6 protein-coding genes are annotated in these 8,296 nt (G+C 65.3%); 2 read left to right on the top strand and 4 right to left on the bottom strand.

Features of this window, described 5'->3' with window-relative positions:
• Positions 1-477: 477 nt before the first annotated feature.
• On the bottom strand, positions 478-1,551 hold the full coding sequence (locus FHP89_RS10070; RefSeq protein ID WP_144175732.1) for a calcium/sodium antiporter: 1,074 nt from the start codon (positions 1,549-1,551) through the stop codon (positions 478-480).
• Positions 1,552-1,626: 75 nt separating this feature from the next.
• Complete coding sequence (locus FHP89_RS10065; protein ID WP_144175724.1) at positions 1,627-2,739, bottom strand: branched-chain amino acid ABC transporter substrate-binding protein; 1,113 nt, start codon at positions 2,737-2,739, stop codon at positions 1,627-1,629.
• A gap of 179 nt (positions 2,740-2,918) precedes the next feature.
• Here FHP89_RS10065 and bamE point away from each other — a divergent pair, with 179 nt between their 5' ends.
• Entirely contained in the window at positions 2,919-3,407 is a 489-nt protein-coding gene (gene bamE / locus FHP89_RS10060; RefSeq protein WP_144175716.1) for an outer membrane protein assembly factor BamE domain-containing protein, read from the top strand.
• A 2-nt stretch (positions 3,408-3,409) separates the two neighbouring features.
• Positions 3,410-3,961, top strand: coding sequence for a hypothetical protein (locus FHP89_RS10055; RefSeq protein WP_144175708.1), 552 nt, complete (start codon positions 3,410-3,412; stop codon positions 3,959-3,961).
• Between the two features lie 160 nt (positions 3,962-4,121).
• On the opposite strand, the gene FHP89_RS10050 is transcribed toward FHP89_RS10055, so the two are convergent.
• Positions 4,122-7,157 (bottom strand): PAS domain S-box protein, encoded by a 3,036-nt coding sequence (locus FHP89_RS10050; protein WP_144175706.1) that lies wholly within the window; start codon positions 7,155-7,157, stop codon positions 4,122-4,124.
• Positions 7,144-8,241 (bottom strand): response regulator, encoded by a 1,098-nt coding sequence (locus FHP89_RS10045; RefSeq protein ID WP_144175704.1) that lies wholly within the window; start codon positions 8,239-8,241, stop codon positions 7,144-7,146. Before FHP89_RS10045 ends, FHP89_RS10050 begins: the two co-directional genes overlap by 14 nt.
• Between the last annotated feature and the right edge of the window lie 55 nt (positions 8,242-8,296).

The raw sequence follows: 8,296 nt of genomic DNA, 5'->3' as shown, positions 1-8,296 counted from the left end.
GCCGGTGAGACAGGACTTGGCGTTCAGCCCGCCGCGAAGTGAATTGCTGAGGCAGTGCCGGTGGGGGCCGTGAACATGCGCATCGGGCCATCGGTTCTTGCCGCGGTCCCTGTCTGGCTGTTGAGTGCCGGTATCAGGGGCGTTCGAGTGCAGTGTTCTTGAGGATTGGCTGACGGAGGTGCGTCGGCCAAATTGACGCAGGTCAATAATATGGAGAGGTGAAGCAAGACATGTACCGCCCTGTGCAAACTATTGTTACATAAGCGATCATGGCTGCCGATGGCATAGGTCACGGTCATGCAGTGTAAAAAATTCCGACACTTTTTGACTTGTTGCGACGGATTGGCGCGGCCGCCGGCGGGCCTTCGACGACCGTTTGGCGCGGGTCTCGGCGGAGTGCGCGATGGCGGTGTGACGGATGGCTTTACACCCGGCGGGATGCGCACGCCCGATGCGAGGCGTATCGGCCGCTGGCGATCAGCGGGGCTTGCCCCGACGCCGTTGGCGGAGGCTCACGGCAATCAGGGTGATGACCGAGAGCGGCAGGGCAAAGCCCAGCATGGCGATGGTGAAGGTCTTGAGCGCACCGCTGCCGGTGGCATCGAGCACCAGGTAGATCACGTAGGCAATGTAGTAGGCGATGAATACGCCGCCTTCCCAGCGGGCGATCTCGCGGCGCACGAGAAACACCGGCAGGCAGGCGACCGCGACGGCCAGCATGACCCACAGGTCAAAGTCGATGGCCGCGGCGGGCACCGGCAGGCCGGTGGGCGAAATCAGACCGGCCAGACCGAGGCAGCCGAGCAGATTGAACACATTGCTGCCCACGGCGTTGCCGATGGCCATGTCGCGCTCGCCGCGGATCGCGGCCATGACCGAGGTGGCGATCTCGGGCAGCGAAGTGCCGATGGCGACCACGGTGAGGCCGATGACCAGATCATCCACGCCCAGCCAGCGGGCGAAGAACACCGCAGCGTTGACCAGCCAGTCGGCGCCGAGCACCAGCAAACCGAGGCCGGCGGCGACCTTGAGCAGATCCAGGCTCCAGTGGCCATCGGCGCCCGGCGCGGCCAGATCGCCAAAATGGGTCTGTTCGGCCTGCGAGGCGCGGCGCGACTGGCGCACCAGAAAAATCAGATAGGCGATCAGCAGCGCGAGCAGCAAGCCGCCTTCGGCCTGGCCGATCTGGCCATTGGCGGCGAGGCCGACGACCAGCGCCGAGGCGCCGATCATGACCGGCACCTCCTGGCGGATGACTTGCCCGGCAATCGACAGCGGCGTGACCAGCGCGCCGATGCCGAGAATCAATAACAGGTTGCAGATGTTGCTGCCGACCACATTGCCGATGGTCAGCGCCGACTGGCCGGCGATGGCGGCGTCGATGGCCACCGCGATCTCGGGCGCGCTGGTGCCGAAGGCGACGATGGTCAGGCCGACCACCAGCGGCGACAGGCCAAAGGACAGCGCCAGGCGCGAGGCGCCCCGCACCAGCACGTCGGCGCCGACGGTGAGGGCGATCAGGCCGGCAAGGAAAAAGAAGAGTTGTGTCATGGATCGGGCGTGAAATGCCTTGACGAAAAAAGCCCGCCATCGCGGTGGCGGGCCTTTTGGGTCACTGAGCGTGAATCAGTTCAGGGTGGCCCACTTGCCGTCCTTGAACTGGAACAGCGTGGTGCCGCCCGACTTGATGTCGCCGAACTTGTCGAAGGCGATCTGGCCGGTCACGCCTTCATACGAAATGCTCTGCAGCGCCGGCAGGTACTTGGCCGGTGCGGTCGAGCCGGCCACCTTCATGGCTTCGATCATCGCCATGGCGGCGTCGTAGCTGTAGGGCGCGTAGAGCTGCACGTCGGTGTTGAAGCGCTTCTTGAAGCGCGCCTTGAAGTCGGCGCCCTTGGGCATTTTCTCCATCGGGATGCCGGCTTGCGAGCAGAAGGTGTCTTCCTTCAGCGCTTCGCCGCCGAGCTTGAGCATTTCGCCGGTGCACACGCCGTCACCGCCGAGGAACTTGCCGGTGTAGCCGAGCTGGCGCATCTGGCGCAGCATCGGGGCCGCCTGGGCGTCCATGCCGCCGTAGAAGATCGCGTCCGGCTGCTGGCCCTTGATCTTGGTGAGGATGGCCATGAAGTCGGTGGCCTTGTCGTTGGTGAATTCGCGGCCCACCACTTGTACGCCGTAGCCTTTGAGCGCGTCAGAGAAGGCATCGGCCAGACCCTGGCCGTAAGCGGTGCGGTCGTCGATGATCGCGACTTTCTTGAGCTTGAGCGATTCGGCGGCGTACTGGGCCATCGCGGCGCCCTGCTGCAGGTCGTTGGCGATGACGCGGAAGGTGACCTTGTAGCCCTGGCGGGTCAGTTTGGGGTTCGTGGCCGAGGGCGTGATGACCGGAATGCCGGCCTGCTCATACACGCGCGAGGCGGGGATCGAGGCGCCGGAGGTGACGTGACCGACCACGCCGACGACTTCGGCATCGGCCAGACGCTGGGCGGCGGTGGTGGCCATGCGCGGGTCGGCCTGGTCGTCTTCGCCCATCAGCTCGAAGGTGACCTTCTTGCCGGCAATCATGACGCCGGCGGCGTTGGCGTCTTCAACCGCCAGACGGGCGCCGTTCTCGCCGTCCTTGCCAATGTGGGCGATCGGGCCGGTCAGCGGGCCGGCGTGGCCGATTTTGACGGCGTCAGCATGGGCAACACCGAGGCCGAGGCCGAACAGGGCCAGTGCGAGTACTGTTTTTTGCATTTTGCTAGCTCTCCTGGAAGCTATCGAGTGTCAAAATGGGACTAACGCTGGCCGGTGTGGTGCGAAACAAACTGCTCGCGCATCCCGCCGACATCGCGAAAACGCTGCGTCAAACCCCCGCCATTCTAGCGCCGGGGGCCGTGCGGCGCACGGATCCGCCCATTTTCGACGGAGGCCTCATGAAGAAGTTGCTGTCCCTGCTGTGTGGTGTGCTGAGCCTGTTCGGCCTCAGCGCGTGTGATCAGTTCGTCATCGACGACCTCAAGCCCGGCGTGTCGACCGGCTTCGAGGTGCGCGACAAGCTCGGCCCGCCGGGGATCGAGTGGCGCAACGAGGATGGGTCGGTGACCTGGGAGTACACCCAGCAGCCGCAGGGCACCACCTGCTATCTGATCACGGTCGATGGCCGCAATATCGTGCAGAAGGTCGAGCAGGTGCTGACCGAAGCGCAGTTCGCCCGCATCCAGCCCGGCTTGAATCAGGATCAGGTGCGCCGCCTGCTCGGCAAGCCGGCCAAGACGCAGTACTTTCAACTCAAGAACGAGACGGTCTGGGACTGGCTGATCGACAATAGCAACGGGGCCGAGCCGGTCTTCTTCAACGTTTATTTCAATCCCAAGGGCCAGGTCGTGCGCACGGGCCGAGACATCGAGTACAAGGGGCGCTGATCATGAAAATGTGGCTGGCGGTGTTGCTGGTGTTGGGTGTGTCGGCCTGCGCGACGCGGCCGCCGATCGCGCCGGGGCAGTCGGCGGTGCAGGTGCGCTCCGAGCATGGCGCGCCGACCCGGATCATCGTGCAGCCCGGTGGGGGTGAGTTGTGGCAATACGCCACCCAGCCCTTCGGCACCACGTTTGTGCAGGTGAAGTTCGATGCGACCGGTCAGGTGATCGAGACCTGGGATGGCCTCGCCGCCGACCGCCTGGCCCGCATCCGGCCGGGCATGACGGTGGTGCAGGTGATCGACCAACTCGGGCCGCAGCGCAGCGTCGAGCATTTTTCGCTGTCGGGTGAGACGGTGTATGACTGGAATATCAGCAATATCGGCAACCCCGGCACGGCCACCTATTTCAATGTGCATTTTCGCGACGAGGTGGTGCTGCGCACCTCGACCACTTACGAGTATCCGCGCGACGGCCGGTTTTTTGGCGGGTTCGGGATCGGCGGCGGAAGTGGCTCCGGGGTGGGCATCGGCATCAATATCGGGATCGGGACGCGCTAGAAGGCTGTCGGACTTGAGTGATCGTCGTGAGCCGCGTGGGAGAGTGAGGTCAGATTCGGTCGGTTTTGAGGCGCATGGTGGTGCTATACAACGAAAAATCGGCCGGATATGGACCGCTCTCCCACCGGCGCAGCAGATCAGCCTTAAGTCCGACAGGCTCCTAGGGTGTGTCGGGTGTTGATCGCAGTGCGTCGAGCGCCGTGACAGCCTCGGGGTAGTTGAAGCGGTTCACTTGCGAGACGAGGCCTTGGCCGGCCGGGCCAAAGCAGGCCTTGATCAGCGCCGCGTTGGATTGCAGCAAGGCGTTGGCGCGCATGTCGCTGGCTACCAGTAGCGGGCGCAGTTCGGCCAGCAGGCGCGCGGCCGCCTCGGGGTCGGCGGCGATCGCCGGTGGGTTCGCCGGTGCTGGCGGAGCCGTGTCGACATCGACCGGCAGCCAGCGGGCCAGCATTTCGTAAAGCTGGGCGGGTTCGACCGGTTTGGGGATGAAGTCATTCATGCCGGCGGCGCGGCAGGCCGCCTGATCCTGCGAAAACACGTTGGCGGTCATGGCCAGGATCGGGGTGGCGGCGTAGCCCGGCAGGGCGCGGATGGCGCGCGTGGCGTCGAGTCCGTCCATGACCGGCATCTGCACATCCATGAGGATCAATGCGTAGGGCTGGGCGCGGGCCATGCGCACCGCGACATCGCCATTCTCGGCGCTGTCGACATGCCAGCCCTGAGCGTCGAGCAGGGCGAGGGCGACTTCGCGATTGATCTCGCTGTCTTCGGCCAGCAGCAGGCGCAGGTTTTGCGGGCTGTCGTGGGTTACGGGCGCGGGCGGACTGGGCTGGGGCGCCGGGCGGCATCGCGCCTGGCCGCGCGGCAGGCGCACGGTGATCCAGAAGGTGCTGCCGAGGCCGGGGGTGCTGTCCACGCCGACGCGGCCATCCATCAATTCAGCCAGACGGCGGGTAATCGCCAGGCCGAGGCCGGAGCCCCCGTATTTGCGGGTGGTCGAGGCGTCGGCTTGCTCGAAGGCATTGAACAATTGCCGACGGGCCTCCGGCGTGATGCCGATGCCGGTGTCGCTGACTTCAAAGCGAAGGTTCAGGTGCGTGGGGGTCTCGCCCTCTAGCCGCGCGCGCAGTGTGATTACGCCCGCTTCGGTGAACTTGACGGCATTGCCGGCGTAGTTGAGCAAGGCCTGGCGCAAGCGGGTGGGGTCGCCGCGCACCCACAGGGGGTGACCGATACCGTCAACCTCGATGGCCAGCGACTTGTCCTGCGCCTGGGTCGCGATCAGGGAGTGGACCTGGTCGAGGACGGTGTCGATGGAGAAGTCGAGCTGCTCCAGCTGCAACTTGCCGGCCTCGATCTTGGAGAGGTCGAGAATGTCGTTGAGCAAGGTGAGCAGATGGCGGGCCGAGATTTCGACCTTGGCCAGTCGCTCGGCCTGTTTCGGGGTGGGGTGGTCGCGGCTGAGCAGGTGCGACAGGCCGACGATGGCGTTCATCGGTGTGCGGATTTCATGGCTCATGTTGGCCAGGAAGGCGCTCTTCGCTCGGTTGGCCGACTCGGCTTCGAGCTGCGCCTCGACCAGTTGGGCGGTGCGCGCTTCGACCAGCTCTTCGAGGTGGTGGCGATGGCGGGTCAGTTCGTCGGCGACGCGCTTCTTTTCGGTGATGTCTTCCTTGACCGCCAGATAGTGGGTGATGCGGCCGTCGGGTTGGCGGATCGGGCTGATGATGGCGAATTCGGTGTACTCGCTGCCATCCTTGCGCTTGTTGTATAGCTGGCCCCGCCAGACCTCGCCGCGGTCGAGCGTTGCCCACATCTCGCGATGCACCTCGGGCGGGGTTTTTCCGGAGTGCAGGATGCGCGGATTCTGGCCGAGCACTTCTTTGGCGGTGTAGCCGCTGATCTGGGTAAAGGCCTCGTTCACATACTCGATATTGGCCTCCAGATCGGTGATGACGATGCTCTCCGGACTTTGCGCGACCGCCAGCGACAGCTTGCGGATCTCGGATTCTTCGCGGTTGCGGGCAATGGCGATGGCCGCCACATGGGTGGCATGGTCGATCAGCTCAAGATGCCAGCGCGAGGGCGCGGTCGGCTGGGTGTAGTACACCGCAAAGGTGCCCAGGACGGTGTTGTCTGGCGCGAGAATCGGTGTTGACCAGCATGCGCCCAGCCCATACTGGGCCGCCAAGCCTGCGTAGTTGGCCCACAGGGGGTCGGTGGCGATGTCTTCGACAATGACTTGCGTGCCGCGAAAGGCCGCTGTGCCGCAGGAGCCGGCACTGTCGCCGATCGGGGCGCCGTCAGTGGCGGCGACGTAGTCGGGCGGCAGATTGGGCGAGGCACCATTGAACAGGCGGCCCTGCGCCGCGTCGAGGAGCAGGATGGATACCAGCATGCCGCTGCCCTGCGCTTCGATGGCGCGGGCGAGGGCGTCCAGGGTGTCGGCCAGGGGGGCGCCGGTGGCCACCAGTTCGAGTGTCTGATTCTGGGTGGCCAGGGTCTTTTCCGCGCGGTGCAGTGGCGTGATGTCACGCGAGACGCCAAACAGGCCAATGACCCGGCCGTCGGCGTCATGCAGGGGACCTTTGGTGGCCATGAACACCAGGTCGCCGTCGGTCGTGCCAAGGTGCTCCTCGAACGTGACGACGGCGTTGGACGCCATCACATGGCGGTCATTGGCCATGACCTGAGCCGCCGCTTCGGGGTCAAACACAGCGCAGTCGTTCTGGCCGATGATCGTCTCGGCCTCAGCGCCGGTGAGCCGCTCGGCTTCGCGGTTGAACAGCAGGTAGCGGCCGTCCAGGTCCTTGGCAAAAATGGCGTCTTTTGACCCCGTGACCACGGCGTCAAGCAGGCTCAGCGCCTGCAGACCTTCGGCTTGTGCGGCGTAGGCGGTCTGGGCGGATTGCGTGATCTGACGGATGAGCCGGCTGACGAGGGCGTACAGCAGCACGGTGGTGACGACGACAAAGGCGAGCCCCTTGAGGGTGTTCGCCATCGCCAGATGGGCGGGATCGCTCAGCAGATGTTCGACGATCCGGTCAGAAAAGACGATCCACAGGCCGGCGACCAGCGCGTAGATCAGCGCGATGCGCAGCACGCGCCCGCGTTGCTGTTCGGCGAGCGGCGGGGACGGTGTGTCATCCGCTGGCGGCAGGTCCAGTGCGGGCGCGGAGGGTTTATGGGGCGTCATTGTAGCGCTCGGCGATGTCGACGAAGGTGGTGTAGTTGGCCTCGAAGGCGTCCACCACGGCCGGGTCGAAGTGGCTGCCGCGGCCGGCCAGGATGATGTCGCGGGCGTCGTCGGTGGGCATGGCGGGTTTGTAGCTTCGGGCATGGACCAGCGCGTCGAAGACGTCGGCCAGTGCCATCAGTCGTGCCGAGACCGGAATCGCCTCGCCGGTCAGGCCGTCGGGGTAGCCGGAACCGTCCCAGTGCTCATGGTGGCTGCGCGCAATTTCCTTGGCCAGCGAGAGAAACGGCAGTGCTTCGCGCACATCTTGCTCGGCCTGTTCGATGGCGGCTGCGCCCAGGGCCGAGTGGGTTTTCATGACTTCCCATTCGGCCCCGTCGAGCTTGCCCGGCTTGAGCAGGATGTGGTCGGGAATGCCGACCTTGCCGATGTCGTGCAAAGGGGCCGAGCGGGCCAGCAGGTCGATGTATTGCGGGGTCAGTGTGGCGGTAAATCGCGGGTGAGTGCTCAGGCAGGTGGCCAGCCGGTGGACATAGGCCTGAGTGCGCAGCAGGTGGTTGCCGGTGTCGGTGTCGCGGATTTCGGCCAGGTGGGCGAGCGCCCGGATGCTGACCGCCTGGATGTGTTCGTTGTCGGCCATGCGCCGCGTAATCTCGGATTCGAGAAAGATGTTGTGATCGCGCAATACATCGCGCGCGCGCTTGGCTTCGAGTTGGGTGCGCACGCGGGCGAGCACCAGTGCCGGGCGGATCGGCTTGGCGATGTAGTCGACCGCGCCGAGGGCCAGTCCGTGTTCTTCGTCCTGCGTGTCGGTGAGGGCGGTGAGGAAGACGACCGGGATCTCGCGGGTGGCGGGGTTCTGGCGCAGTCGGCCGAGCACGGCATAGCCGTCCATGCCGGGCATCATGATGTCGAGCAGGATCAGGTCGGGTGCGGGCTGCGTGGCCGCAATGACCAGCGCGCGCTCGCCGCTGGTGGTGGCCTGCACGGTGTAGTCGGGCTGCAGCACGTCGCCGAGCACCGCGAGGTTCTCGGCGGTGTCGTCGACGATCAGGATGCGGGCACTGGTGTTTATCGGGGACATGCGCTCTCCACCACGCGTTACGGGTACATCGCTGTTGTGAGGGCAGTGTAGCCAT

The organism is Denitromonas ohlonensis, assembly GCF_007625205.1.
Taxonomy (GTDB): Bacteria; Pseudomonadota; Gammaproteobacteria; order Burkholderiales; family Rhodocyclaceae; genus Nitrogeniibacter; species Nitrogeniibacter ohlonensis.
Note: the sequence above shows the minus strand (reverse complement) of the source record. Positions and strands in the feature narration are given on the sequence as shown.